At 70.3% G+C, this 24,477-nt stretch carries 20 protein-coding genes; 12 read left to right on the top strand and 8 right to left on the bottom strand.

Going from position 1 to position 24,477, the window contains the following annotated elements; translation table 11 throughout:
- Positions 1-2: 2 nt before the first annotated feature.
- Positions 3-2,906, bottom strand: a complete 2,904-nt coding sequence (locus tag ORI60_RS23130; RefSeq protein WP_266036633.1) for an ATP-binding protein — start codon at positions 2,904-2,906, stop codon at positions 3-5.
- A gap of 133 nt (positions 2,907-3,039) precedes the next feature.
- On the opposite strand from ORI60_RS23130, the gene ORI60_RS23125 reads away from it, so the two are divergent.
- Positions 3,040-4,602, top strand: coding sequence for a S8 family peptidase (locus ORI60_RS23125; RefSeq protein ID WP_266036632.1), 1,563 nt, complete (start codon positions 3,040-3,042; stop codon positions 4,600-4,602).
- Between the two features lie 21 nt (positions 4,603-4,623).
- On the top strand, positions 4,624-6,156 hold the full coding sequence (locus ORI60_RS23120; protein WP_266036631.1) for a S8 family serine peptidase: 1,533 nt from the start codon (positions 4,624-4,626) through the stop codon (positions 6,154-6,156).
- A gap of 69 nt (positions 6,157-6,225) precedes the next feature.
- Here the strand turns inward: ORI60_RS23120 and ORI60_RS23115 are convergent, their stop codons facing one another.
- Together ORI60_RS23115 and ORI60_RS23110 are read right to left on the bottom strand one after the other, a co-directional pair.
- Positions 6,226-8,031, bottom strand: a complete 1,806-nt coding sequence (locus ORI60_RS23115; protein ID WP_266036630.1) for a trypsin-like serine protease — start codon at positions 8,029-8,031, stop codon at positions 6,226-6,228.
- A gap of 136 nt (positions 8,032-8,167) precedes the next feature.
- Positions 8,168-9,733 (bottom strand): phospholipid carrier-dependent glycosyltransferase, encoded by a 1,566-nt coding sequence (locus ORI60_RS23110; RefSeq protein ID WP_266036629.1) that lies wholly within the window; start codon positions 9,731-9,733, stop codon positions 8,168-8,170.
- Positions 9,734-9,886: 153 nt separating this feature from the next.
- On the opposite strand from ORI60_RS23110, the gene ORI60_RS23105 reads away from it, so the two are divergent.
- A complete protein-coding gene (locus ORI60_RS23105) occupies positions 9,887-10,852 on the top strand; it encodes a serine hydrolase domain-containing protein (RefSeq protein ID WP_266036628.1) in 966 nt (321 codons plus the stop codon).
- Positions 10,853-10,887: 35 nt separating this feature from the next.
- Positions 10,888-12,078, top strand: a complete 1,191-nt coding sequence (gene dinB, locus ORI60_RS23100) for a DNA polymerase IV (RefSeq protein WP_266036627.1) — start codon at positions 10,888-10,890, stop codon at positions 12,076-12,078.
- Positions 12,079-12,150: 72 nt separating this feature from the next.
- Here dinB and ORI60_RS23095 read toward each other — a convergent pair whose 3' ends face one another.
- Together ORI60_RS23095 and ORI60_RS23090 are read right to left on the bottom strand one after the other, a co-directional pair.
- Complete coding sequence (locus ORI60_RS23095; RefSeq protein WP_258949282.1) at positions 12,151-12,354, bottom strand: cold-shock protein; 204 nt, start codon at positions 12,352-12,354, stop codon at positions 12,151-12,153.
- Complete coding sequence (locus tag ORI60_RS23090; RefSeq protein WP_266036626.1) at positions 12,351-12,599, bottom strand: hypothetical protein; 249 nt, start codon at positions 12,597-12,599, stop codon at positions 12,351-12,353. The genes ORI60_RS23095 and ORI60_RS23090 overlap by 4 nt, the downstream gene beginning before the upstream one ends.
- Positions 12,600-12,747: 148 nt before the next feature.
- On the opposite strand from ORI60_RS23090, the gene ORI60_RS23085 reads away from it, so the two are divergent.
- The 4 genes from ORI60_RS23085 (at position 12,748) to ORI60_RS23070 (ending at position 16,368) form a co-directional block, all read left to right on the top strand.
- Positions 12,748-12,978, top strand: coding sequence for a hypothetical protein (locus tag ORI60_RS23085; RefSeq protein ID WP_266036625.1), 231 nt, complete (start codon positions 12,748-12,750; stop codon positions 12,976-12,978).
- A 108-nt stretch (positions 12,979-13,086) separates the two neighbouring features.
- Complete coding sequence (locus ORI60_RS23080) at positions 13,087-14,745, top strand: discoidin domain-containing protein (RefSeq protein ID WP_266036624.1); 1,659 nt, start codon at positions 13,087-13,089, stop codon at positions 14,743-14,745.
- Positions 14,746-14,812: 67 nt separating this feature from the next.
- Positions 14,813-15,892, top strand: coding sequence for a dihydrodipicolinate reductase (locus ORI60_RS23075; RefSeq protein ID WP_266036623.1), 1,080 nt, complete (start codon positions 14,813-14,815; stop codon positions 15,890-15,892).
- Positions 15,889-16,368, top strand: coding sequence for a carboxymuconolactone decarboxylase family protein (locus tag ORI60_RS23070; protein WP_266036622.1), 480 nt, complete (start codon positions 15,889-15,891; stop codon positions 16,366-16,368). Before ORI60_RS23075 ends, ORI60_RS23070 begins: the two co-directional genes overlap by 4 nt.
- 14 nt (positions 16,369-16,382) lie before the next feature.
- Here ORI60_RS23070 and ORI60_RS23065 read toward each other — a convergent pair whose 3' ends face one another.
- Complete coding sequence (locus ORI60_RS23065; RefSeq protein ID WP_266037278.1) at positions 16,383-17,996, bottom strand: GMC oxidoreductase; 1,614 nt, start codon at positions 17,994-17,996, stop codon at positions 16,383-16,385.
- 223 nt (positions 17,997-18,219) lie between these two features.
- Between ORI60_RS23065 and ORI60_RS23060 the strand changes: the two genes are divergently transcribed.
- Together ORI60_RS23060 and ORI60_RS23055 are read left to right on the top strand one after the other, a co-directional pair.
- The gene (locus tag ORI60_RS23060) at positions 18,220-18,429 is read left to right on the top strand and encodes a hypothetical protein (protein ID WP_266036621.1); all 210 of its coding nucleotides are present in this window, start codon (positions 18,220-18,222) and stop codon (positions 18,427-18,429) included.
- A gap of 125 nt (positions 18,430-18,554) precedes the next feature.
- Positions 18,555-19,103, top strand: a complete 549-nt coding sequence (locus ORI60_RS23055; protein WP_266036620.1) for a DUF1062 domain-containing protein — start codon at positions 18,555-18,557, stop codon at positions 19,101-19,103.
- On the opposite strand, the gene ORI60_RS23050 is transcribed toward ORI60_RS23055, so the two are convergent.
- Positions 19,087-19,956, bottom strand: coding sequence for a LysR family transcriptional regulator (locus tag ORI60_RS23050; protein ID WP_266036619.1), 870 nt, complete (start codon positions 19,954-19,956; stop codon positions 19,087-19,089). The genes ORI60_RS23055 and ORI60_RS23050 overlap by 17 nt on opposite strands.
- A gap of 74 nt (positions 19,957-20,030) precedes the next feature.
- Between ORI60_RS23050 and ORI60_RS23045 the strand changes: the two genes are divergently transcribed.
- The gene (locus ORI60_RS23045; RefSeq protein ID WP_266036618.1) at positions 20,031-20,636 is read left to right on the top strand and encodes a dihydrofolate reductase family protein; all 606 of its coding nucleotides are present in this window, start codon (positions 20,031-20,033) and stop codon (positions 20,634-20,636) included.
- A gap of 96 nt (positions 20,637-20,732) precedes the next feature.
- Positions 20,733-23,717: a TIM-barrel domain-containing protein gene (locus tag ORI60_RS23040; protein ID WP_266036617.1), complete on the top strand. Its 2,985-nt coding sequence runs from the start codon at positions 20,733-20,735 to the stop codon at positions 23,715-23,717.
- On the opposite strand, the gene ORI60_RS23035 is transcribed toward ORI60_RS23040, so the two are convergent.
- The gene (locus tag ORI60_RS23035) at positions 23,695-24,396 is read right to left on the bottom strand and encodes a FadR/GntR family transcriptional regulator (RefSeq protein ID WP_266036616.1); all 702 of its coding nucleotides are present in this window, start codon (positions 24,394-24,396) and stop codon (positions 23,695-23,697) included. The two genes, ORI60_RS23040 and ORI60_RS23035, sit on opposite strands and share 23 nt — an antisense overlap.
- Positions 24,397-24,477 lie beyond the last annotated feature (81 nt).

Genomic DNA, 24,477 nt, shown 5'->3' with positions numbered 1-24,477 from the left:
GCCTAGGCGAGATCCTCGGCCTGCAGCTCGGCCCGCGACGACACCCCGAGCTTGCGCAGCACCCGTGCCGCGTGCTGCTCGACGGTGCGCGGTGACAGGAACAGCACGTCCGCGATCTTGCGGTTGGTGTGGCCGGCGACCAGCAGCCGGGCCACCTCCTGCTCGCGCGGCGACAGCTCGTCGCCGTAACCGCGCCGTCCGCGCCGCGACGGCTTGCCGCCGCCGATGCTGCGCAGCTGGTGCCGGCACCGGGCCGCGTCACGGGTGGCGCCCAGGCCGTCGAACGTGTCCACCAGGGCCGACAGGATCTCGGCCGCCTTCTCCTGGTCGGTGGGCAGCAGGCAGGCGGCTTCGCGTTCCGCGACCAGCGCGGTGAGGTAGGGCGCGGGCAGCGCCGAGTACCGGTCGGCGGCCTCGCGGAAGAGCGACATGGCCGTGTCGGCCTGGCCGCGTGCCTCGGCGAGCAGGCCGCGGCACCACGCGAGGGCGGCGAACGCCATCGGGGCGTCCCTGCCCTCGATCCCCGCCGCGATCTCGTCGATCAGCGTCTCCGCGTCGGTCTCCCGGCCGGCCGCGAGGAACGTGGCCACGGCGACGGGGCCTAGCTCGGTCGCCCACACCCACACGCCCTTCGTGCGCACGATCGCGAGGCCTCGGTCGACGTCGACGCAGGCGCGGGTGATCTCGTCCTGCGCGAGCATGGTCCTCGCCAGCGCCGCGCACCCGGCGATGGCGACGGGCGCGATCGACTCCTCGGGGGCGAACGCGCCGGTCTCGGTGAGGTAGCTGGTCGCCTCCGCCCACTCGCCGCGCGCCATCGCCAGCGAGCCGAGGACCAGGCACAGCTCGCTGGCCAGCGGGAACAGGTCTCGGTACTCGTCGAGCAGGCTCGACGCCCGGCCGGCGAGGCCGTCCCAGTCGCCGGTCAGCCAGTCGAGGCGGGCCCTGGTCGCGTGGGCGGTGCTCGCCGTGAACGGAGCGCCGCACTCCGCGGCCAGCCGCAGGCCGTCGCGCAGCAGGTCTGCGCACCGGCCGAAGTGACCGGTCGTGGTCATGGCGTCGGCGAGGTTGCAATGGGCGCGGGCGAGCTGGCGCAGTGCGCCGGAGGTGGGCGCGGACGCCGGCCGGAGCTCCCACTCGGCCAGCACCGACGGGTCGCCCGTGTGCATCTTGGAGCCGACCTCGTTGGCGTACAGGGCCATCTTCTGCTCGAGATCGGTCTCGGCCGCCCGTGTCCTGCTGACGCGGTCGAGCCAGGGCTGGACCTCGCTCATCGGGGTCATGCCCAGGTAGGACAGTCCCAGCACGGCTTCTCCCCGCGCGGCCAGGTCCGGGCACTCGGTCAGGTCGGCGACGGCCCGTTCGAGCTCGGAGCGGGCCTCCTCGACCCCGCCCGCCTGGCGGATCAGCAGCACACCCCGGTAGTGCCGGACCTGTCCGCGCGCCGCGGTCGACAGGCGCCGGTCCGACAGCAGGCGTTCCAGCGCCTCGGTCGGATCCAGCTGGTCGAGGCCCTGGTGGGCGATCTGACCGAGCTTGATCGCGAGCCGGTCGACGTCGGCCGCGGGCACCGCCGGGTCGAGCAGCAGCCGTTGCAGGAGGGCCGTGGCCGTGCCCGCGTCGCCGTTCTCGACCGCCCTGTCCGCGGCGGCCTCGCCGTAGCGCAGCCACTCGGACGTGCGCCCGGCGCGTTCGCTGTGCTCGGCGAGCTGGACGAGCGGGCGTGGTTCGACCCGGTCGAGCACCTCGGCCGCGCGGCGGTGCAGCTCCTGGCGGTCCGGTCCGCTCAACGTGTCGTAGACGGCCTGCTGGGCCAGCGCGTGCCGGAAGCCGTACCGGCGTGCGCCGACCTCGTGCAGGACGTGGCCGGTCAGCGCGTGCGTCAAGGCGGCGCGGCTCTCCCCGATCTCCGCCACCTCGCCGAGCAGCTCGGCGGACGCGGGCGCGCCCAGCACCGCCGCGGCCTCGACCAGCCGGGTCGCGGCGGCGGGCAGCGCGGCCAGCCGTTCGGCGATGGCGTCGCGCAGCAGGACCGGCACCTCGACGTTGTCGAGCAGCCTGCGCGCCGTGGCACCGTCCGCGTGCACGGCACCGGCCGGATTCCGCAACGCCCGCAACGTCTCCTCGACGACGAAGGGGATGCCCGCCGTGCGTTCGTGCAGTTTGGCCGCGAACTCCGCCGACACCGCCTCGCCGTCGAGGATCGCCGACGTCAGCGCCCGCACCTCGGCCACGTCGAGCGGTTCGAGCTCCAGCAACGCGCTGGTGATGCCGGTGGGCGGCCGGTACGCCGACCCGAGCGGCACACCACCCGGCACGTCCTCGCGGCGGTAGGTGACCACGATGGACAGGTTGGCCGGCGGATCGCCCATCAGGAACCGCAGCAGCTGCCGCGACCCGTCGTCGGCCCAGTGCAGGTCCTCGACGACGAGCAGCACCGGTCCGAGCACGCCGATCAGCTCGCGCATCGCGCGGAACAGCCGGTGCCGGTCGGCCCGCGGATCACCGGTCGGAGGCAGCGGCGGTGGCAGGTACTCGGCGAGTTCCGGCAACGGTGAACCCAGCACGCCCGCCACCGGGCTCAGCCGCGAGTGGTTGCGCGCCAGGCGATCCGTGCAGTCGCGCAGCGCCTCCAGCACCGCGCCGTACGGGAACGGCTCCCCCACCGGCTGGCAGTGGCCCATGAGGACGGAGATCGGGCCCAGGTCGGCGTCCAGCAGCTCCCGCACCAGGCGTGACTTCCCGACGCCCGCCTCGCCCTCGATCATGATCACCGCGGGCTGGCTCGGCACGGCTGCCCGCAGCGCGCCGAGCTGGTCACCTCGGCCCACCAGCACCGGCGAGCTGGTGCGCATCAGTCCGCCGGGGTCGCAGCGCCGCGCCCTGGACTTCGGTGTCCGGCTCATCCGCACCGATGTTAGGCGAAAGACGGGTATCCCTACGTAGCGATATCCGGATTGTTCGCCGTTCGGCCTCGATCGATGGTGATCGGCACGTGCCGCCCATCCCTGCAGTGGCGGCCAGAACGGAGAACCCGAGATGCGACTCGATCGCACAACACGAGTGCTCGCGGCCGCCGGCCTCGGCCTCGCCGTCGCGGCGGCGGTGAGCAGCCCCGTCTCCGCCCAGACGGGCTCGATCCAGAAGACCGACAGGCCCGTCGCGGGCAGCTACATCGTCGTCTTCAAGGACGGTGCCAGCGACGTCCCGACCACCAACGCCAAGGCGCTCGACCTCGCCCGCAAGCACGGCGGCAAGGTCAGCAACACCTACGTCGCCTCCGTGCGCGGCTTCGCCGTGAAGCTGGACGAGGCGGCGGCGCGGCGGCTCGCGGCCGACCCGTCGGTGGCCTACGTGCAGCAGGACGGCTGGGCGAGCATCTCCGACACCCAGACCAGCCCGACCTGGGGGCTGGACCGGATCGACCAGGCGAACCTGCCGCTGGACCAGCGCTTCACCTACCCGAACACCGCCTCGAACGTGACCGCGTACGTCCTCGACACCGGGATCTACAAGGCGCACACCGAGTTCGAGGGCCGGGCCGTGGACGGCTACGACTTCATCGACAACGACTCCGACGCCTCGGACTGCCAGGGCCACGGCACGCACGTCGCCGGCACGGTCGGGTCGAAGACGTACGGCGTGGCGAAGAAGGTCGGCCTGGTCGCGGTCCGCGTGCTCGACTGCTCGGGCAACGGCCAGTACTCGCAGATCATCAAGGGCATCGACTGGGTCGCCCAGAACGCGAAGAAGCCCGCCGTGGCGAACATGAGCCTCGGCGGCGGCGCGGACTCCACTGTGGACAGCGCGGTGAAGCGCGCCATCGCGGCGGGTGTGACGTTCGGCCTGGCGGCGGGCAACAACAACGGCAACGCCTGCAACACCTCTCCCGCCCGCGTGCCGGAGGGCATCACGGTGGCCGCCAGCGACTCGGCCGACAAGCGCTCGATCTACACCGGCGGGCAGGCGTCCAACTGGGGTTCCTGCGTCGACCTCTTCGGGCCCGGCTCGAACATCACGTCGACCAGGAACGGCGGCGGCACCACGTCCATGGGCGGCACGTCGATGGCCACCCCGCACGTCGTCGGCGCCGCCGCGCTGTACGTGTCCGCGAACCCGTCCGCAACCCCTGCCCAGGTTCGCGACGCGCTGGTGAACAACGCGACGACCGGCAAGATCACCGATCTGCAGGGCTCGCCGAACAAGCTGCTCAACATCAGCTTCATGGGCGGCGGTGGCCCCGACCCGGAGCCGTGTGCCGCCGCCACCAACGGTGACGACGTGTCCATTCCGGACAACAACACCGCGGTCACGTCGTCGGTGACCGTCACCGGCTGCACCGGCAAGGCCCCGGCCACCACGCAGGTCAAGGTCGACATCAACCACCCCTACACCGCTGACCTGGCCATCGACCTGGTCGGTCCGTCCGGTGCCGTGTACAGCCTCAAGAAGGCCAAGGGAGCGACCTCCTCCGGCGGTGTGCACGAGACCTTCACGGTCGACGCCTCGGCCGAGGACCGCAACGGCACGTGGAAGTTGCAGGTGACCGACGTCTGGACCTACGACGCCGGGAACATCGACACCTGGACCCTGACGTTCTGACGACGCCCGGAAGGACCTCCCATGCACCGCACCACCTGCGGGCTCGCCGTTCTGATCGTCGCCTCCGCCCTGCTGGCAACCCCGGCACAGGCGGCTGAGGCCGACTTCGTCAAGGCCCGCACCCCCGCGGCCGGCGGCAGCTTCATCGTGTCCCTCAAGCCCGGCGCCGCCGTCCAGGCGTCGTCGAGCGCTCTCACCCAGAAGTACGGCGGCACCCTCGACGCCGTGTTCTCCCACGCCATGCGCGGCTTCCAGGTCAAGAACCTGACCGAGGCCGCGGCGCGGAGGCTGGCGGCCGACCCCGCCGTCAAGGCCGTCTACCAGGACGGCACCGCGAAGGCGCTGGACGTGCAGGACAACCCGACGTGGGGCCTGGACCGCGTGGACCAGGCGTCCCTGCCGCTGGACAAGAAGTTCACCTACCCCGGTGGCGGCGCTTCGAACGTGACGGTCTACATCACCGACACGGGCGTCAAGACGTCGATCGCCGACTTCGAGGGGCGCGCGTCCGTGGGCGCCGACTTCATCGCGGACGGCCAGAACGGCCAGGACTGCTCGGGCCACGGCACGCACGTGGCGGGCACGGTCGGGTCGAAGACCTACGGCGTGGCGAAGAAGGCCAAGCTGGTCTCGGTCCGCATGCTCGGCACGAACTGCACGAGCAGCGGCCCGGACTCGGCGGGCGTCAAGGCCATCGAGTGGATCACGGCGAACGCCCAGAAACCCGCCGTGGTCAACGCTTCCTGGACCTTCGACACCGCCGACATCGGCAACGACGCCATCGCCGGGATGGTCGCCTCCGGCGTGCAGATGGCCGTCGCGTCGGGCAACAGCTCGACGAACGCCTGCTCCACCGGTCCCGCCAAGATCGCGTCACTGATCACCGTGAACGCGACCTCGTCCAACGACGCACGCGCCTCGTTCTCGAACTACGGCTCGTGCACGGACATCTTCGCCCCCGGTGACGGCATCACCTCGCTGGGGCTGAACGGCGGCGCCACGAACATGTCCGGCACGTCCATGGCCACCCCGCACGTCGCGGGTGTCGCGGCCCTGCACCTGTCGGCCAACCCGTCCGCGAGCCCACAGGCCCTGCGCGACGCGCTGGTGAACAACGCCACTGACGGCAAGGTCACCAATCCCGGTACCGGTTCGCCGAACAAGCTGCTGTACAGCGGTTTCGTCGGCGGCGGTCCCGACCCGGTGTGCGGCCCCGGCACGAACGGCGACGACGTGTCCATTCCGGACACCGGCACCGCCGTCTCGTCGTCGGTCACGATCGCCGGCTGCGCCGGCAACTCCACGGCCTCGGCGACCGTCAAGGTCGACATCAACCACACCTACACCGGCGACCTGGCCATCGACCTGGTCAGCCCGTCCGGGAAGTCCTACGTGCTCAAGAAGGCGGGCGGCGCCTCGTCCTCGGCGGGGGTCCACGAGACCTACACCGTCGACCTGTCCTCCGAGGCGCGCAACGGCACCTGGAAGCTGCAGGTGAAGGACGTCTACACCTACGACACCGGCAACATCGACACCTGGACCCTGACGGTCTGAGTCCCGCGTGACAGGTCGAGCCCCGGAGCCGTTGAGGCTCCGGGGCTCTTTCCTGTTCCCCCGCGGGGTCTAGCGGGTGACGGTCAGCGTGAACGTGGTCGTGCCGGTCTTCCCGTCGGCCGAGGTGGCCTTGATGGTGATCGGGTAGGTGCCGGGCGGGGTGGAGAAGTTCGTGAAGACCCAGACGTTGCTGCTGCCGTTCTGGCCGATCGTGGCCGGGTTGAACGACATCTGGGCACCGGTGGGCACACCGGACGCCGTCAGCGTCAGGTTGCCCGTGCCGCCTGCGGCCTTCACCAGGGTCTGGGCGAGCATGCCCTGCCGGACGCTGGCCGAGGACGGCGACGCGGTCACCGCGACCTCACCGGTCGGCGGTTCGCTGCCCTCGACCGTGAGCGACACCGTCGTGGTGGCGGTCTTCCCTCCCGCGTCCGTGCCCGTCACCGTGATGCCGGTCGTGCCGGCGGTCGCGGTGCTGGAGACGTCCAGCGTCAGCTTGGACGAGCCGCCGGCACCCACCGACGACGGCTGGAACGTGGCCTTCACGCCGCTGGGCACGCCCGAGGCGGACAGGGTGATCGTCCGGCCGTCGCCGCTCGAGGAGATCGTGGTGGAGACGTACTTGCCCTTCGCCGCCTTCACACTGCTCGGCGAGGCTCCCAGCGTGAAGTCGCCCGGCTGCGGGTCGCCGCCACCGGTGACGGTCAGCGAGTACTTGCCGGACGCGGTCTTGCCGCTCGTCGTGGTGCCGCCGACGGTGACCTCGTAGGTGCCGTTCGGCGCCGAGGTGCTCGCCTCGAACGTGACCTTGGCCGAGTTGCCGGTGGTCACCGACGTCGGCTGGAAGACCGCCTTCACACCGCTCGGCAGGCCACTCGCCGACAGCGTGGCGTTCTCCGCGCCACCCGAACCGGCCGTGGTGGTGATGCCCGCGGACACCGTCTTGCCCGCCGCCACCGAACCGCTGCCGGGCGCGACGGTCAGCCCGAAGTCGCCGACCGGGGGCTGCTCGCCGACCTCGGTCTTGACCCAGTCACCCATCTCGTTGTCGAGGCGGCCGTAGATCGAGTACCACTTGAAGTCGGACCGGCTCCACGACGCGACGCCGTAGATCTTGCCGTCGAAGATCAGCGGGCCGCCGCTGTCACCGGGCAGGATCGAGATCCGGCCGTCGGAGTACCCGGCGCAGATCATGGTCGCCGACTTGAAGCCCGCGCCGACGCCCTGGCAGACGCTGTCCCCGTTGACGACCGGCAGGCTCGCCTTGTCGAGGGTGACGTCCTGCGAGTTGTCGTTGAAGTCCTTCTTGCCGTAGCCGAAACCGAGACCGGTCTTGCCCGGCGCGGCACCGCCGGCGTCCGCGGAGGTGGCGAACTTCGGGTACGCGGCACCGCCCTTCAGGGCGATGTCGCGGTCCACGGTCACGACGGCGACGTCGTAACCCTGGTCGAAGTTGACGTACTTCGGGTGCTTCTTGTAGCTGACGACGTTCACGGCGAACCCGGTGCCGGCGCCGCCCTGGTAGTCCTTGAGGTCGTCGAGCCCGTAGACGAACTTCTTCTCCCCCTGGGCGTCCGCGCAGTGCGCCGCGATCAGGATCTTGCGCGGCGCCACGACCGTGCCGGTGCAGGTCTGGCCCTCCGGCCGGGTGCCCCCGGCGCGGATGCCCGCGATGATGCCCGGGAACTCGCTCACGGTGGCGCTCTGCCCGCCGACGAACATGGGCGAGGCGTCACCGAGGTTGGCGGGGACGGTGTCCCCCAGGTAGTTGGCCGCAGGGGCGTTCGGCGGTGCGGCGTTCGCGATGCCGACCGGCGTCAGCACCGTGGCCGCGACCAGGGCCAGCAGGCCCCAGGACCGTGGTGTTCTCGTCACGTTGGTTCCTCTCCGGATCTCGGAACGGCCCACCTCAGGGCAGGGACGGGGGCCGTTCGCTGCGATCACTGTCGGAGCCCCGCACGCGCGGAACAATCAGGGTTCGCATCCGTAGGGGTACGGAACTTTCACGTACCTACGCTTTGCGGAAGATCGTGATGGAGTGGCCGACCACGTCGATCGGGGCGCTGGTGTCGATCAGTGCCCGCAGCACGTCGTCGGCCTTGGCGATGGCCGTGTTGGACACGACGAGCAGCCCGTGCACCTGGTCCGGCGGCACCGCGCGCGGATCGGCGGCGCGGATGCCGTAGTGCTCGGGCACTCCGGAGCCCTTGTAGACGAGCCACATCCGTTCACCGGGGTACCGCTTCAGGCGCTCGGCCAGCCTGCCCAGGTCCTGGCCCCAGTCGACGTTCGAGTCGTGCAGGTGCAGGTGGGTCTTGGACGGGCCGCCGAACACCTCGTTGGAGTACGGCAGGTAGTAGGGGAACGTCCACAGTGAACTCACCGCGGCCAGCGCGACCGCGAGTGCCGCGTAACGCCGGTGCGCGACCACCGCGGCGGCGACCGCGAGGAACATCGGCACGAAGATCGCGTACCGGACGCCGAGGTCGCGGTTGCCGGTCATCGCGATGAGCAGCAGCACGGCGGCGGGAGCGAGGACGTACGCTGCCGCCGGGCGTTTGATCATCGCGACGGCTCCGGCCGCCCAGAGGAGCAGGGCTCCCAGCGGTGTCTTCACGAGCAGCGCGGCCGGCAGGTAGTACCAGTGCGAACCCTCGTAGTGCGTGCCGAAGAGGTAGCCGCCCCAGACGCGGCTCTCGAACCCCAGCTGGACGCGCATCCCGTCGAGGTAGGGCTCGGGGAACGGCAGCAGGCCGACCGGTGCGGACGGCAGGCCGGGCGGGGTCTCCCAGCGCAGCAGCGGGTCCACGGCGAGGTACGACGCCCACACCACGGCGACCGCGATCAGCACCACGACGAGCGCGGCCTTGACGCGGGCCTGCCAGAAGACCAGGAACAGCAGCACCGGGACCGCGGCCAGGGTGTTCATCTTCGTCGCCAGCGCCGCGCCGAGGGCCAGTCCGGCGAGCGGCAGGTACGGCGCGGGGCCGGTGCGCGCCCGCCACAGCAGCCAGGCCGAGGTGAGCAGGAACCCCGCCGCCGGAACGTCCAGCGCGGCCAGCGATCCGTGGGCGATGAGGTCGGGCGAGAACGTGTACAGCGCGAGCGCGACGAGCCCGCCGGACCTGTTCGTGAGGTCGGTGGCGAACAGGAGGACGACCAGCCCGAACAGCAGTGTCAGCACGATCATCGGCAGGCGCGCCGCCAGCAGCAGTGCGCCGGGGTCGTTGCCCGACTCGTAGAGCAGGTGCCTGCCCAGTTCGGTCTGGTCGCCCCCGAAGCCGGGGGCGAGGCGGACGCCGGTGAACGCGAGCCCGGTCGCCATGATCAGCTTGCCCAGCGGCGGGTGCTCGGGGTTGTACCGGAGGCCGTGCTCCTGCAGCTGGACGACCGCCGCGCCGATGTAGACGGGTTCGTCGACCGTCGGCGTCTGCGCGACGGCGGTGGTGATCATCGCGACCGCCATCTGGGTCAGCAGCACGGCCGCGGCCAGCACGAACAGCCAGCGCCGTGGTGCTCTCACCGGCACCGGGCGCGGCAGCACCCCGGCGGGGCGCTGAATCGTGGCGAGCGACAAGACCGCTCGGTCCTCTCCCGTGGACGAACCAACCAGACACTTCCCGAAACGGGATGCCCGCCGGATCGGTTGCTCCACCTGCCTGAGGCGTGGAGGGAGCCGCTGCGCGAAATTCGTTTCAGCGAGGCGGCGGCACAGGGCTAGCCTGCGCGAATGCCGTTGGGAGACTTGGACAAGATCGCCGAGGACACCGGTTTCTCCGGCGTGGTCCAGGTCGACCGCGCCGGGGAGGTCGAGTTCGCGAAGGCCTACGGGCTCGCCAACCGCGCGTACGGCGTGCCCAACACCGTGGACACCAGGTTCGGCATCGCCAGCGGCGGCAAGGGGTTCACCGCGCTGACCGTGCTCTCGCTGGTCCACGAGGGGAAACTGGCGCTCGACACCACCGCCCGTTCGCTGCTCGGCGAGGACCTGCCCTTGATCGCCGACGACGTGACGGTCGAGCACCTGCTCACGCACACGTCCGGCATCGGCGACTACCTCGACGAGGAGGGCGACTGGCAGGTCGACGACCACGTGATCGGCGCCGTGCACGAGCTGACCACGACGGAGGCCTTCCTGCCGTTGCTGGACGGGATTCCCACCAAGTTCAAGGCCGGCGAGCGGTTCGGGTACTGCAACGGCGGCTACGTGGTGCTGGCACTGCTGGCCGAGCGTGCGAGCGGGCAGGGCTACCACGACCTCGTCCGCTCCAGGGTGCTCCGCCCGGCGGACCTGACGAGGACCGGCTTCCTGCGCTCCGACGAACTGCCCGGCGACGCCGCCGTCGGCTACCTGGAGGGCAGCGACCGCTCGAACGTCTTCCACCTGCCCGTGCTGGCGAACGGTGACGGCGGCATCCACACGACGGCGGGCGACATGTCGAAGTTCTGGCGCGCGTTGTTCGCGAGCGGGGACGCGGAGCTGGTGACGAGGCCGCGCCACGACGTGCCCGAGGAGTCGCTGCGCTACGGCCTCGGCTTCTGGCTGCACCAGACCAGCGACGAGGTGATCCTCGCCGGGTACGACGCCGGAGCGTCGTTCAAGTCCACTCACGACCCTCGTACTGGCACCACCGTCACCGTCCTGTCGAACACCTCGTCCGGCGTCTGGCCGATCGCGCGCGCACTGATGTCCTGACAGCACTGTTCTGAACGGGTGACGGATGCGAACATGTGTTCGTGAGCACCCCGATCCTGCACGCCGACCTCGACGCGTTCTACGCGGCGGTCGAGCAACGGGACGACCCGAGCCTGCGCGGTCGTCCGGTGATCGTGGGCGGTGGCGTGGTGCTGGCCGCGAGCTACGAGGCCAAGGCGTTCGGCGTGCGCACGGCGATGGGCGGCGCGAGGGCCCGGCGGCTGTGCCCGCACGCGATCGTCGTGCCGCCGCGGATGCCGGCCTACTCCGCCGCGAGCAAGGCGGTGTTCGAGGTGTTCCGCGGCACGACGCCGCTGGTCGAGGGCCTGTCGATCGACGAGGCGTTCCTCGACGTCGGCGGCCTGGGCCGGATCTCCGGTCCCCCGGAGGTGATCGCCGCACGCCTGCGGGCGGACGTGCTCGCCCAGGTCGGCCTGCCGATCACGGTCGGGGTGGCGCGGACGAAGTTCCTGGCCAAGGTCGCGAGCGGGGTGGCGAAGCCGGACGGCCTGCTGGTCGTGCCCGCCGACCGCGAGCTGGAGTTCCTGCACCCGCTGCCCGTCGAACGGCTGTGGGGCGTCGGCGAGGTGACGGCCGCCAAGCTGCACGCCCTGGGCCTGCGCACGGTCGGCGAGGTCGCCGGGCTCGGCGAGGTGGCGCTGGTCTCGATGCTCGGCAGGGCGGCGGGCAGGCACCTGCACGCGCTGGCGCACAACCACGACCCGCGTCCGGTCCAAACAGGACGGCGCCGCCGCTCGATCGGCTCGCAACGCGCGCTGGGCCGCCGGGAACGCACCCGCGACGACCTCGACGCCATCCTCGCCTCACTGCTCGACGGCATCGCACGGCGGCTGCGCACGGCCGAGCGCGCGTGCCGGACCGTGGTGCTGCGCCTGCGGTTCGCGGACTTCACGCGAGCGACGCGGTCGCACACGCTTCGACACCCGACGACGGAGACCGAGGTGCTGCTGGCGGCGGCGCGGGAACTGCTCGGCACGGCGACGCCGATGATCGAGAACCGGGGCATCACGTTGCTGGGCGTCTCGCTCACCAACCTCCAGGACGACGCGCCGATGCAGCTGGCGCTGCCGTTCGAGGAGCGGAAACCGGCCGCACTGGACGCCGCGCTGGACCACGTGCGCGACCGCTTCGGATCGGCGTCCGTGACGCGGGCGACGCTGCTGGGCCGCGATCCCGGCATCTCCGTACCGCTGCTACCGGACTGATCACCTGGTGCGCGCACGACACCGTGGAGCGACCGGCCATCGGCCGATCACTCCACAGTGGACGTAGCTGGTCTAGACGAGGCGCACGGCGCGAGCCTGCGGCCCCTTCTGCCCCTCACCGATCTCGAACTCCACGGCCTGGTCGTCGGCGATGCCGTGATGCCCGTAGTCCTGCACCTCGGACTGGTGCACGAACAGGTCAGGCCCGCCGCCCTCGGGCGCGATGAAGCCGAAGCCCTTGCTGCCGTTGAACCACTTGACAGTTCCTCGAGTCACCTGCGAGCTCCTTCGACGCCGACTGCGGTGGACACCGGCAGGTTCGCCAGGCCGAGCATGGACAACAGGTCACGGCAGTCGCCCACGTCACGAGCGTGCTCCGCCACTCGCTTGGCGGCCTGGCGCTGGTGCTGGAGCCCGGTGGTCTCGGCGAACAGCCTCGCTTGCGCGAAGTCCTGCGCCGCGTGACGCGGCTTGCCGAACCGGGAGGACGAGGAGGGTGAAGACGGGAATTCCGGCTGCAAGCCGGTGCTCCGTTCTCCGGCCGGAGACACCGGACCGGACGGGATCGGGGACCGCAGCGGCTGGTTGCCGTCGGCTGGTACCCCAACGCGGCCCACAGTAGCCCAATGACCAGCGCGAAGCACCACGAACACCGCGTATCGTCGATCCATGCCGAATGACGAAGGTGGCCCGGCGCTCGCCCCCACGCTGTCCGAATGGCTCAAAGCACGGGAGGAAACGGCCCGCCACCTGGCCACCGGCGCCGCGCGCACGGTGGACGAGGAGTGGGTGCAGCGGCTCGCCGACCTGCTCGCGACGGAGAGGTCGTGGCAGGAGCAGTACACCGAACTGGTGGCTCTCGGCAGCGCGGACGGCCGGTTCCCGACCTCGAACCGCTGAGCACGCACGCCCCTGCCGTCACGGCTGAAGTTCCGGTTCGTCGAATTCTTGCGTGATGTTGTTGACATCTTGCACTCTGGAGTCGGGTCGCCGACAAAGGAGTGCGCGATGTCCCTGTCACGCCGAACACTGCTGAGCACCGCGCTCGCCGCTCCCGCGCTGGGGCTCCTGCCCGCCCCCGCACGCGCGGCCAGCCCTCCCGGCGACGTCGTCGGCAAGATCACCGCGGGCTACCAGGGTTGGTTCGCCTGCCGCGGGGACAACTCCCCCATCGACGGCTGGTGGCACTGGAACAACGACTGGAGCAGGCCTCCCGCACCGCCCACCAGCTCGATCGTCGCGTGGCCGGACGTCCGCGACTACGCGCGCACGTACCCGACCGCGTTCGCCGCCCTCGGCGACGGCCGGCCCGCGACCCTCTTCTCGAACTACGACCGCCAGACCGTCGACGTGCACTTCCAGTGGATGCGCGACAACAACATCGACACGGCGGCCCTGCAGCGGTTCGACCCGACCGGCGGCGAGGGCCCGATCCGCGACGCGGTGACCGCGCACGTCCGGCCCGCGGCGGAGGCCACCGGCCGGAAGTTCTACATCATGTACGACGTCACGAACTGGACGAACATGCAGTCGGAGATCAAGACCGACTGGCTGGACAAGATGTCCGCGTACACGTCCTCCCCCGCCTACGCCCGGCAGAACGGCAAACCGGTCGTGTGCGTCTGGGGCTTCGGGTTCAACGACCCCGGCCGGCCGTGGGGCCCGCAACCGTGCCAGGACGTCGTCGACTGGTTCAAGGCGCGCGGCTGCTACGTGATCGGCGGTGTCCCCACCCACTGGCGGCTGGGGATCGAGGACTCCCGGCAGGGCTTCGGCGACGTCTACCGGTCGTTCGACATGATCTCTCCGTGGATGGTCGGCCGGATCGGCACCCCGGCGGACACGGATCGCTTCCACACCAACGTGAACACACCCGACAAGGCGGAGTGCGACGCGCTCGGGATCGACTACCAGCCGTGCGTGCTGCCGGGCGATGTCGGGTCGCGGCAACGGTTGCACGGCGACTTCATGTGGCGGCAGTTCTACAACATGGTCCGCCTTGGCGCGCAGGGCATCTACATCTCGATGTTCGACGAGTTCAACGAGGGCAACCAGATCTGCAAGACCGCCGAGACGCTGGCCGACGTGCCGGCCGGATCCGGTTACCTCGCACTGGACGAGGACGGCACCCGCTGCTCCGCCGACTACTACATGAGGCTGACCGGCGACGGCGGCAGGATGCTCAAGGGTGAGATCGCCCTGACCGCGACCAGGCCCACCCTGCCGTGGATCGGCGGCCCGCCCGCCCCGGACACCGACCTCGCCGCCGGGCGCCCCACGACCCAGAGCTCGCAGACCCAGCACTACGGCAGCGGCCTCGCCGTCGACGGCGATCCGCACTCCTACTGGGAGAGCGCGAACAACGCCTTCCCGCAGTGGATCCAGGTCGACCTCGGGGTGGCGCACGCCGTCCGCAGGGCCGTGCTCGCACTCCCGCCGAACCCCGCGTGGGGGCGGCGCACCCAGACCGTGACGATCGAGGGCAGCACGGACGGCCGGTCGTTCAGCCGGCTCGCCGGGCCTGCCGGGTACGTCTTCGACCCCGCGACCGGCAACTCGGCCACGGCCACGTTGCCCGGCACCCAGGCCCGGTTCGTCCGGCTCACCTTCACCGGGAACACGGGCTGGCCCGCGGGTCAGCTGTCGGGGTTCCGGCTCCACACCTGATCACGCCGCGGCGTCTCGCCGGATGGGCGCTGTACAACTAGAACGTGTTCTAGGTAATCTGCACCACATGATCGCCACAGTGGTGTGGGGCACCGGCAACGTCGGCCGTGCCGCCATTCGCGCCGTCGACGCCCATCCGGCGCTGAAGCTGACGGCCGTGGTCGTCCACAACCCGGAGAAGGTCGGCCGCGACGCGGGTGACCTCGCCGGGATCGAGCAGGAGCTCGGAGTCGCGGCCACGAACGACATCGACGCGGTGCTCGCCACGAGTCCGCGCGCCGTGGTCTACGCCGCGTCGGGTGACATCCGGCCGGACGACGCGCTGGCCGACATCACGAAGGCGATCCGCGCGGGCGCGGTGGTCGTCACGCCGTCGCTGTACGCGCTCTACGACCCCCGGAGCGCACCGCCTGAACTTCGAGAACCGGTTCTAGCCGCGATCAAGGAGGGCGGCGGCTCGCTGTTCGTCTCCGGCGTCGACCCGGGCTGGGGCAACGACGTGCTGCCGTTGCTGATCAGCGGGCTCGGCCACACCGTCGACGCGGTGCGCTGCCAGGAGATCTTCGACTACTCCACCTACGACCAACCCGACGCGGTGCGGTGGCTGATCGGGTTCGGGCAACCGCTCGACTACCAGGCGCCGATGCTGATGCCGACGGTGCCGACCATGGTGTGGGGCGGGCAGATCCGGTTGATGGCCAGGGCGTTCGGGGTCGAGGTCGACGAGATCCGCGAGACCGTCGACCGGCGCGCGCTCGACGAGACGGTCACGACGCGGACCATGGGCGAGTTCGAGAAGGGCACCCAGGGCGCGATCCGGTTCGAGGTGCAGGGCATCGTGAACGGCGAGCCGCTCATCGTCATCGAGCACGTGACGCGCATCCACAGCTCCTGCGCGACGGACTGGCCGATGCCCCCGTCCGGCGACGGCACGCACAAGGTGATCATCGAGGGCCGCCCGCGCATCGAGGTCTCGGTCGAGTCCGCCGACGAGGGCGAGAACCGATCCGCGGGCGGCAACGCGACCGCCGTCGGCCGCATCGTGAACGCCATCGACTGGCTCGCCGAGGCCGAGCCGGGACTCTACGACGCGCTCGACGTCCCGCTGCGCGCCGCGGCCGGCAAACTCGGAAGGAGCAGGCCGTGAACATCGACATCCCCGAGGGCAAAGATCCCATCGGATACGTGTGGGGCGAGCTCGTGCCGGGCATCGGCGTGGCCGCGGCCAACCTCTCGCTGGCCGTGTACCAGCACACCACGCTGGGGCTGCGCGAGTTCGAGGCGGCGCGGCTGCGGATCGCGCAGATCAACGGCTGCATGTTCTGCCTCGACTGGCGGACCGAACGCGACGGCGAGAAGGTCGAGGACGACTTCATCGACGCGGTGACCCAGTGGCGCACCACCGACGCCTTCGACGACCGGGCGAGGCTGGCCGCGGAGTACGCCGAGCGGTACGCACTGGATCACCACGGTCTCGACGACGAGTTCTGGTCGCGCATGACCGCGCACTACAGCCAGGTGGAGATCGTGGAGCTCACGATGAGCATCGGAGCCTGGCTCGTGTTCGGCAGGCTGAACCGGGTGTTCGGCCTCGACGCCCTGTGCGTGCTACCGAAGTTCTGACATCCGCACGGGACTCAGAGGTCGGTCGCGATGATCTTCTCGATGTTCCGCTCGGCCAGTGCCGTGATCGTGACGAACGGGTTCACCACGGTGGTGCCGGGGATCAGCGATCCGTCCATCACGTACAGGCCCGGATAACCGTGCAGGCGGCCGTAGTTGTCGGTGGCCTTGTTGAGGACCGCGCCGCCGAGCGGGTGGTACGTCAGGTGGTCGCCCCAGATCTTGTAGACGCCGAAGAGGTCGGTCCGGTAGATCGTCCCCTCCTTTGAGTTGATCCTGTCGAAGATGGTCTTCGCGGCGTTGATCGAGACCTCCTTCCACGCCGTCTGCCAGCTGAGGTCGACCTTGCCCGCGGCGGGGTTCCAGGTGAACTGGGCGCGGTTCGGGGTCTTCGTGATCGACAGGTAGAACGACGCGTAGGTCTCGATGCCGGTCGGCAGCGGCGCCACCTCGGCGAAGGCGCCACCCGAGGTCCAGTTGTCGATGCCCAGGGTCGGGATGGACGACTGCAGCTTGCCGGTCGGGTCCCACATGTGGTTCGCGCGGCCGCACATGACGTTGCCGTTGTCGCCCCAGCCCTTGCCGACCTCGCCGTTCAGGTTCGGCAGCGCGCCCGTGGCCTTGAGCTTGACCAGCAGCTTGCTCGTGCCGACGCTGCCCGCCGCGAAGAACACCCTCGCCGCGGTCACCTCCTTGACCGCGATCGGGTCGCCGTTGGTGTTGAGCTGCTCGATGGTGACCTTGTAGCCGCCCGTCGCCGGGACGACCGAGACGACCCGGTGCAGCGGCGAGATGGTGACGCGCCCGGTCGCCCTGACCTTGCTGAGATAGGTCTTCTGCAACGACTTCTTGCCGTAGTTGTTGCCGTAGAGGATCTCTCCGGCCAGAGCCGACTTCGGGACGGTCCCCGCCGCCTCCTGCTCCATGTAGTTCCAGTCGTACACGGTGGGCACGAAGACGTACGGGAAGTTCGACCGCTGGGCGTGCTTGCGGCCCACTCGCGAGTACTGGTAGGCCTCGGTGGTGTCGAACCAGGCCGGGCGGATCATGTTGACCCCGAGTTCGGCGTTGGCACGGGGGTAGTAGGTGCCGTACATCTCGTCGGGGTTCACCGTCGGCAGGACGTCGCCGAAGTGCTCGCGCTTCGGCGTGACGGCCATGCCGCCGTTGACGAGCGAGCCGCCGCCGACGCCGCGTCCCTGGTAGACGGTGATGCCGGCGAACTCCTCGGCGTCGAGGATGCCGGTGTAGCGCGGGATCGCCTTGTCGATCGGGAAGCCCAGGAAGTTGCTGAGCGGCTGTTTCGTCTTGGTGCGCAGCCAGAAGGACCGCTGGTCCGGGATGGTGGTGTTGGCGAAGATCTTGCCGTCCGCGCCGGGGGTGTCCCACGCCATGCCCATCTCGACCATGTGGACGTCGACACCGGCCTGGGCGAGCCGCAACGCCGCCACACTCCCGCCGTACCCGGTGCCGATCACCAGCGCGGGAACGACCGCCGCGTCCGCGATCGACGCCGCCGCCTGTGCCACCGGCGCGACACCACCGAGCGCGACCGTTCCAAGAATAGAACCTGTTCCAGCTATGAACGAACGTCGTGAAAGACCCTCGAAACCGTTGTCACACGTCATTGTGTGGGTCATGTGATCTTCCTCACTGTGGGCGCATGAGAACAAGTTATACCGGCGGTTGTAGATCAAGTCACTACCTGGTAGTCCCGGTTCGCCCAGGTGCGCGGTGCAGGTGAGGGTCTTGGCGGCTGGATCCGGAGGTCACTCCGACACGCCGTGCGGCTCGGTACGACCACACGATCCGGGGACGTCCGGACACGCCTGGCCGCCCGGCGATCGAGCGATGCCCGCGGTATCCGACGGTGGTGAGGAGTTCACCGGACAGGTGGAGGAACTGGGGATCTCGTACAGCACCAGGACTGTCGGTCCGTTGTGGACGCTTGTCCGAAGGGCCCGGCATCCGGACGGCGGAGTCGTCACGCGGCCCTGCGGCCCGCCCGCCGAAATTGAGTGGAACGGCTCGGCCCCGGCCGCTACCTTCCTGCCGGACTGATCCCCGGAGAAGGACGTGCCGTTGTACACCGTCTGAGTCTTCCCAAGCGCTGGTCTTCGTTGCGCGCCGCTCTCTGAGCTGCGCGCTCCCCTTGCTGCGGATTTCTCACCGAACGGTGTACCTCTGTGCTCACCACCTGGGCCGTCGTGCCCACCTGTCTTCCCCTCGTCCGCCGTCGTTGCCACGTGTGCTCCGCCGACCGCTTCCGGGCGAGCGGCAAGTTCCGCGTCAACGCCAACCACAAGGTCCTCGACGCCTGGCTCCTCGTGCTCTGCACGGGCTGCGGGGACACGGCCAAGCTCACGATCTTCGAACGCTCCCACGTCCGCACGGTCCGTCCCGCGTTGCTGGACCGGCTGCACGCCAACGACCTGTCACTGGTCGCGGAACTGCTGCAGGACAGCGTTCTGCAGCGCCGCAACCACGTCTCCCTCGACTGGGAGGGCGCGTGGCGGCTCGACACCGGCGGGTCCGATCACCTGGACCAGGAGGTGGTCGACGTGACGGTCCGGTTCACGGCACGGATCCCGGTCCGGCCCGTGCGGCTGATCGCGGACGCGTGCGGGCTGTCGCGCGGTGAGGTCGAACGGCTGATCGTCGAAGGGAAGGTCGTGTCGGCGATCCGGCTGACCGGCAAGGTCTCCGGCGACTTCACCTTCACGCTGAAGCGCTGAACGAGCGCGTCAACGCGGCCAGTACGGCGGCCACGCCCGGTGGATCGGGCGGGTCGCCGTACGTCGCGGCGTGGATCTCGCGGTGCAGACCCACGAGCTCGGTGGCGTGCACGTCCGGCCGGCGGTGCGCCTGCAACCCCAGCCCGGCCAGGATCGCCACACCCGCGCCGGCGGCCACGAGCGCCTGCACCACCACCATGTCGTCGCTGTGCGAGGCGATGCGCGGTGCGAAGCCCTCGCTCCGGCAGACGGTCTCCAGTTCGGCCCGGCACGCGTCGCACCCGCCGATCCACGCCGAGTGCCGGTGGTGCGCGAGGCTGTCGTCCGGCCGTGTGCTGATCAGGTGGATCGGGTCGTCACCGAGGTGCACGAACCGGAAGCCCTCCTCCACCGGCGTGCCGGCGTGCCGGAACACGACCGCGACCTCGGCCTCACCGTGCCGCAGCATCGCGAGCGCCTCGACCGGATGCCGTTCGAAGAGGCTCAGTTCGAGGCCGGGATGCTCTCCCGCCAGCGCGGCGGCCGCCCTGGGAACGATCGTGGCGGCCGTGGAGGCGTTGGCGGCCACCCTGACCCGGCCGGAGCGCAGGCCGACCTGGGCCGCGAGCTCGGTGGCGGCGGCGTCGACCCGTCCGACGATCTCGGCGGCTCTCCTGGCGAGCAGCTCTCCTTCAGGCGTGAGGCGGATGCCGCGGCCGACCCGCTGCACGAGCTTCACGCCCGTGGCCGCCTCCAGCCTCGCCAGGTGGTGGCTCACCGACGGTTGCGAGTAGTGCAGCTGCTTCGCGGCCTCCGTCACGGAACCGTGCCGGGCCACCGCCGCCAGCACCTTCAGGTGCACGAGGCTGAGCATTCATCAAGGCTATCGATGAATTGTGCGCGCCATCGGCATTGGACGTCATGAGTCGGGCGAACCAGGCTGGGTCCATGACCAAGGTGACGTGCGACCTCTCGATCTCCCTCGACGGCTACGCGGCAGGGCCCGGCCAGACCGAGGACCGTCCGTTCGGTGACGACGGCGGCGACGGCTGGGGCAGCGAGTTGCACAGGTGGATGGAGGACCCGGCCGAGCAGAGGTGGCAGATGGACCGCATGGCCGAGACCAAGGCGTTCATCATGGGCCGCAACATGTTCGGCCCGGTCCGCGGTTCCTGGGACCGCCCGTGGAACGGCTGGTGGGGCGACAACCCGCCGTACCGCGGGCCGGTCTTCGTGCTCACCCACCACCCGCGCGAACCTCAGCCGATGGAGGGCGGCACGACGTTCCACTTCGTGACCGAGGGCATCGCGGCGGCGTTCAGGCTCGCCCGCGAGGCGGCCGGGAACGGCAACATCTCCATCCACGGCGGCGCCGCCACGATCAACCAGTACCTGACCGCGGGCCTGGTCGACGAGCTCCGGCTGCGGATCGTGCCGATCACGCTCGGCGCCGGGTCGCGGCTGTTCGACGGAGTTCCCGGGCTGAACCTCGAACAGGTCGACTCCCGTGCGGGAGCTTCCTTCACGCATGTGACGTATCGCATTGTGCGCTGAATGGCCTCTTGATCGCTCCACATCGTCAGGCCAAGGTGAGGAACGTTCAGGTCCCTGAACACCTCGGAAGCCGACGGCGTCAGACGAGGAGCACGAATGCGGAAACGCACGACGATCGTCCCTCTGCTAGCCCTTCTGAGCCTGGTCCTCCCTGTACCCGCGACCGCCCAGCCGGGCGGCACGGTGGTCTCCGGGCAGGCCAGGTTCCAGATCCTCTCCCCCACCCTGGTCCGCTCCGAATTCGCCGGGGACCGCCGCTTTGAAGACCAGGCCACTTACAACGTTGTAAACCGCACCTTCCCGCGCACGGCCTACTCCTCGCGCGTCCAGGACGGCTGGCTGACCATCACGACGTCGGCCATGACCCTGCGGTACCGCGTGGGGTCCGGGCCGTTCCGCGCGGACAACCTCGAGATCAAGACGGCCGGCACGACCGCGTCCCCGTGGCGGCGGGTGGTCTGTGCGACCGGGCAGCTCTGCGAGGCGGAGGACCAGCAACGGGAAGGCGTGCTGGTCGCGGCCGACCACCCCGGCCACTCCGGCGCGGGGTTCGTCGCCGGGTTCTCCTACGCCAACAACGGGATCACCGCGACGGTGCGCGCCTCCAGCGCGGGCAGGCACCGGCTGGTCGTGAAGTACGCGAACGGGCGGGGTGGCGACGGCAAGCACGAGAGCCGGACGCTCGGGCTCGCGGTCGACGGGCAGGCTCCTCGTCAGGTCACCCTGCCCGCGACCGCCGACTGGGGCGCCTGGCAGCAGGTCTCCACGGAGGTCGACCTGTCCGCGGGCGAACACCGCGTCTCCCTGACGCGCGGTGCCGCCGATTCGGGCAACGTCAACGTTGACAGCCTCGCTCTGCTGAGCGGTGACCAACCGTATCCCGGCGTGCGGGCGGTGGACGACTGCCGGTTCGGCACCAGCTGCGAGGCCGAGAACGGCCTGGTCTCCGGCGCGGCGAAGATCGCCGCCGAGCACGCGGGGTTCGCGGGCACCGGGTTCGTCGCCGAGCTCGTCGGGGGCACGCGGCTGAGCCAGCGCGTGACCAGCGTTCCGGCCGCGGGCACGTATCCCGTGGTGCTGCGCTACGCCAACGGCGTCGGCGGCGACGGCAAGCACGAGGCCCGGACCGTGCTGGTCAACGGTCAGCCGATCAGCCTGCCCGTCACGGCGAACTGGGCCACGTGGGCCACCGCTACGGCCCAGGTCTCCCTGCCCGCGGGCACGTCCGACCTCACCATCACGTGCCCGGACACGGGCTGCCACGTCAACCTGGACACCGTCGGGGTCGACAACTCCGTCCAGCACCTGGCGCTCGGCGGCTACCGGCGCTCGCTCGACGGCTACACGGGCAACAGCGGCGATCCCCAGCTGACGCCCGGCCTGATGTACCGCGACGGCTGGTACCTGCTGGACGACACGACTTCCGCTCTGCGCAACGGAACTCCGCGCGTGGATCGGGGCGCGCAGCCGTACCAGGACGGCTACGTGTTCGGCTACGGCCAGAACTACAAAACGGCGCTCGGTGACCTCACGGCACTGACCGGCGGGCCGAAGTTGTTGCCGCGCTGGGCCTACGGCGTCTGGTACTCCGAGTACATCGACCGGACCGCCGCCGACTTCCGCGACCGGATCCTGCCCGCGTTCCGGCAGCACGGTGTGCCGCTCGACGTCCTGGTGGTCGACACGGACTTCAAGGGCCACAACCTGTGGAACGGCTGGCGCATGGACCAGACGAAGTTCCCGGACCCGCAGGGCTTCCTCGACTGGGCGCACGGTGAGGGCCTGCACAGCACGCTCAACATCCACCCGAGCATCCAGGGCGACGACCCCGACTTCGCCCGCGCGCAGGCCACCGCGAAGGGCAAGCTGGCCAGGGGTTCCTGCACGAACTGCTACGTGTTCGACTGGGGCGACCCGGACCAGCTGCGCGCCTACCTGGAGCTGCACCAGAAGATGCCGACCGACTTCTGGTGGCTCGACTGGTGTTGCGACGGCTCGGGTTCGTCGCTGCGCGGGGTCACGCCCGACTCGTGGATCAACGAGCAGTACGCGAAGATCGGCGCGTTCGCGTTCTCCCGCGGGTTCGGGTCGCTGCAGGCGGGCGGGTACAGCGGCTCCGGGCCGCTGCCGACCGGTCCGTGGGCGGAGAAGCGCTCGACCCTGCACTTCACCGGCGACACCTCGTCGACGTGGGGCACGCTGAAGGCGACCATCGGCTACACCTCGGCCGAGGGCGTGTCGACCGGGATGTCGAACATCAGCCACGACATCGGCGGCCACAACGACACCACCGGGCTGCGGGGGTCGGAGACCTACCTCGACAACGGCCAGGTCCGCTACACCACCAAGATGCCGGACGACATGTACGCGCGGTGGGTGCAACTGGGTGCGTTCCAGCCGATCACGCGCCTGCACAGCAACCACGGCGACCGCCTGCCGTGGCAGTACGGGGCGGCGGCGCAGGCGTCGGCGACGAAGTTCCTGAACCTGCGCGAACGGCTGGTGCCGTACATCTACTCGCTGGCGGAGCAGGCGAACCGCACCGGCGTGCCGATCCAGCGGCCGGCGTGGCTCGAGTACCCGGGCAGTCCGGAGGCCTACTCCACTGTGGACAGCCAGTTCCTGCTCGGGCCGGACGTGCTGGTCGCGCCGATCACGACGCCCGGCGAGACCGGTTCGACGCGCGTCTGGTTCCCGCCCGGCCAGTGGACCGACTACTTCACCGGGCAGGTCTACCAGGGCAACACCTGGGCGACCGTCAGCGCGGGCTGGGACACCATGCCGGTGTTCGTGCGAGCGGGCGGGATGCTGGTCGAACGCAGCTCTGACGTGGCCAACGACGTGCAGAACCCGGCCGGCCCGCTGACCGTGCACGTGACGGCAGGCGCCAAGGGCGAGTTCACCCTGTACGAGGACGGCGGGCGCACGCGGATCATCCAGCACGGCGACACGATCGTCCTGCTGTCCGGCAAGGTGTCCAAGCGGGACTGGAAGTTCGTCGTGCACAAGGCCGACGGGACCAGCCACGTCGTGCAGGCGCGCAACTCGCCCGCGGTGGTCAGTCTTCGGGCACCCAGGTGAGCAGCCTGACCTTCGCGACGGTGCGCACGTGCTTGCGCATCGCCGCGGCGGCCTTCTTCGCGTCCCCCGCGGCGATGGCCTCGTAGATCGCCGTGTGCTGCGCCAATGACCGGGACGGGCGCCCCGGCTGGCGCAGCGACTCGGTGCGGCTCTCGGTGATCTGGCCGGCGATGGTCTTCATGAAGTCGGCCAGCAGCGAGCTGTGCGCGGCGGCGGTGACGGCGGCGTGGAAGCGGCGATCCCCTTCCACGCCGTTGTCCCCCGCGTCGATCTCGTCGCGCATGAAGTCCAGCGCCGCGCGGATGGTCTCCAGCTCGGCGTCGGTGCGGCGTTCGGCGGCCAGCTCGGCGAGCTTGGTCTCCAGCGCCTCGCGCGCCTCCAGCACCTCGGGGAGGCGCTTGCGGCGTTCGACGAGCTGCTCGACCGGTTCGACGTCGAGGGTGTCGCGGACCAGGTACGTGCCGCCGCCGTGCCGTGCCTCGACCAGGCCCTGGACCTCCAGGACGACGATCGCCTGCTTGATGGACGCGCGGCTCACGCCGAGGCTCGCGGCGAGATCGCGTTCGGCGGGCAGCCTGTCCCCCGCGCTCAGGCCCGCCTCCACCACGTGCGCGCGCAGGCGCTCCAGCACCTGCTCGTACAGGCGGGACTTGACCATGGGCCGCAGTGCCTCGGACATCGTCCCAGGATAACCGGTCAAGTGGCTCAGCCACTAGGCCACCTCTTGACAGCGGCTGGACCGTGAGCGGAAAGTGGCTGA

Origin of the sequence: Lentzea sp. NEAU-D7 (assembly GCF_026242055.1) — a bacterium.
Classification (GTDB): domain Bacteria; phylum Actinomycetota; class Actinomycetes; order Mycobacteriales; family Pseudonocardiaceae; genus Lentzea.
The sequence above is the reverse complement of the archived record's forward strand: the minus strand, read 5'-3'. Positions and strand labels throughout refer to the sequence as shown.

Bases quoted from the DNA above. Each gene is read 5' to 3' on its own strand.
- ORI60_RS23130 (WP_266036633.1), bottom strand. From the start codon at position 2,906: ATGAGCCGGACACCGAAGTCCAGGGCGCGGCGCTGCGACCCCGGCGGA.
- ORI60_RS23125 (WP_266036632.1), top strand. From the start codon at position 3,040: ATGCGACTCGATCGCACAACACGAGTGCTCGCGGCCGCCGGCCTCGGC.
- ORI60_RS23120 (WP_266036631.1), top strand. From the start codon at position 4,624: ATGCACCGCACCACCTGCGGGCTCGCCGTTCTGATCGTCGCCTCCGCC.
- ORI60_RS23105 (WP_266036628.1), top strand. From the start codon at position 9,887: ATGCCGTTGGGAGACTTGGACAAGATCGCCGAGGACACCGGTTTCTCC.
- ORI60_RS23085 (WP_266036625.1), top strand. From the start codon at position 12,748: ATGCCGAATGACGAAGGTGGCCCGGCGCTCGCCCCCACGCTGTCCGAA.
- ORI60_RS23080 (WP_266036624.1), top strand. From the start codon at position 13,087: ATGTCCCTGTCACGCCGAACACTGCTGAGCACCGCGCTCGCCGCTCCC.
- ORI60_RS23075 (WP_266036623.1), top strand. From the start codon at position 14,813: ATGATCGCCACAGTGGTGTGGGGCACCGGCAACGTCGGCCGTGCCGCC.
- ORI60_RS23065 (WP_266037278.1), bottom strand. From the start codon at position 17,996: ATGACGTGTGACAACGGTTTCGAGGGTCTTTCACGACGTTCGTTCATA.
- ORI60_RS23060 (WP_266036621.1), top strand. From the start codon at position 18,220: ATGCCCGCGGTATCCGACGGTGGTGAGGAGTTCACCGGACAGGTGGAG.
- ORI60_RS23050 (WP_266036619.1), bottom strand. From the start codon at position 19,956: ATGCTCAGCCTCGTGCACCTGAAGGTGCTGGCGGCGGTGGCCCGGCAC.
- ORI60_RS23045 (WP_266036618.1), top strand. From the start codon at position 20,031: ATGACCAAGGTGACGTGCGACCTCTCGATCTCCCTCGACGGCTACGCG.
- ORI60_RS23040 (WP_266036617.1), top strand. From the start codon at position 20,733: ATGCGGAAACGCACGACGATCGTCCCTCTGCTAGCCCTTCTGAGCCTG.
- ORI60_RS23035 (WP_266036616.1), bottom strand. From the start codon at position 24,396: ATGTCCGAGGCACTGCGGCCCATGGTCAAGTCCCGCCTGTACGAGCAG.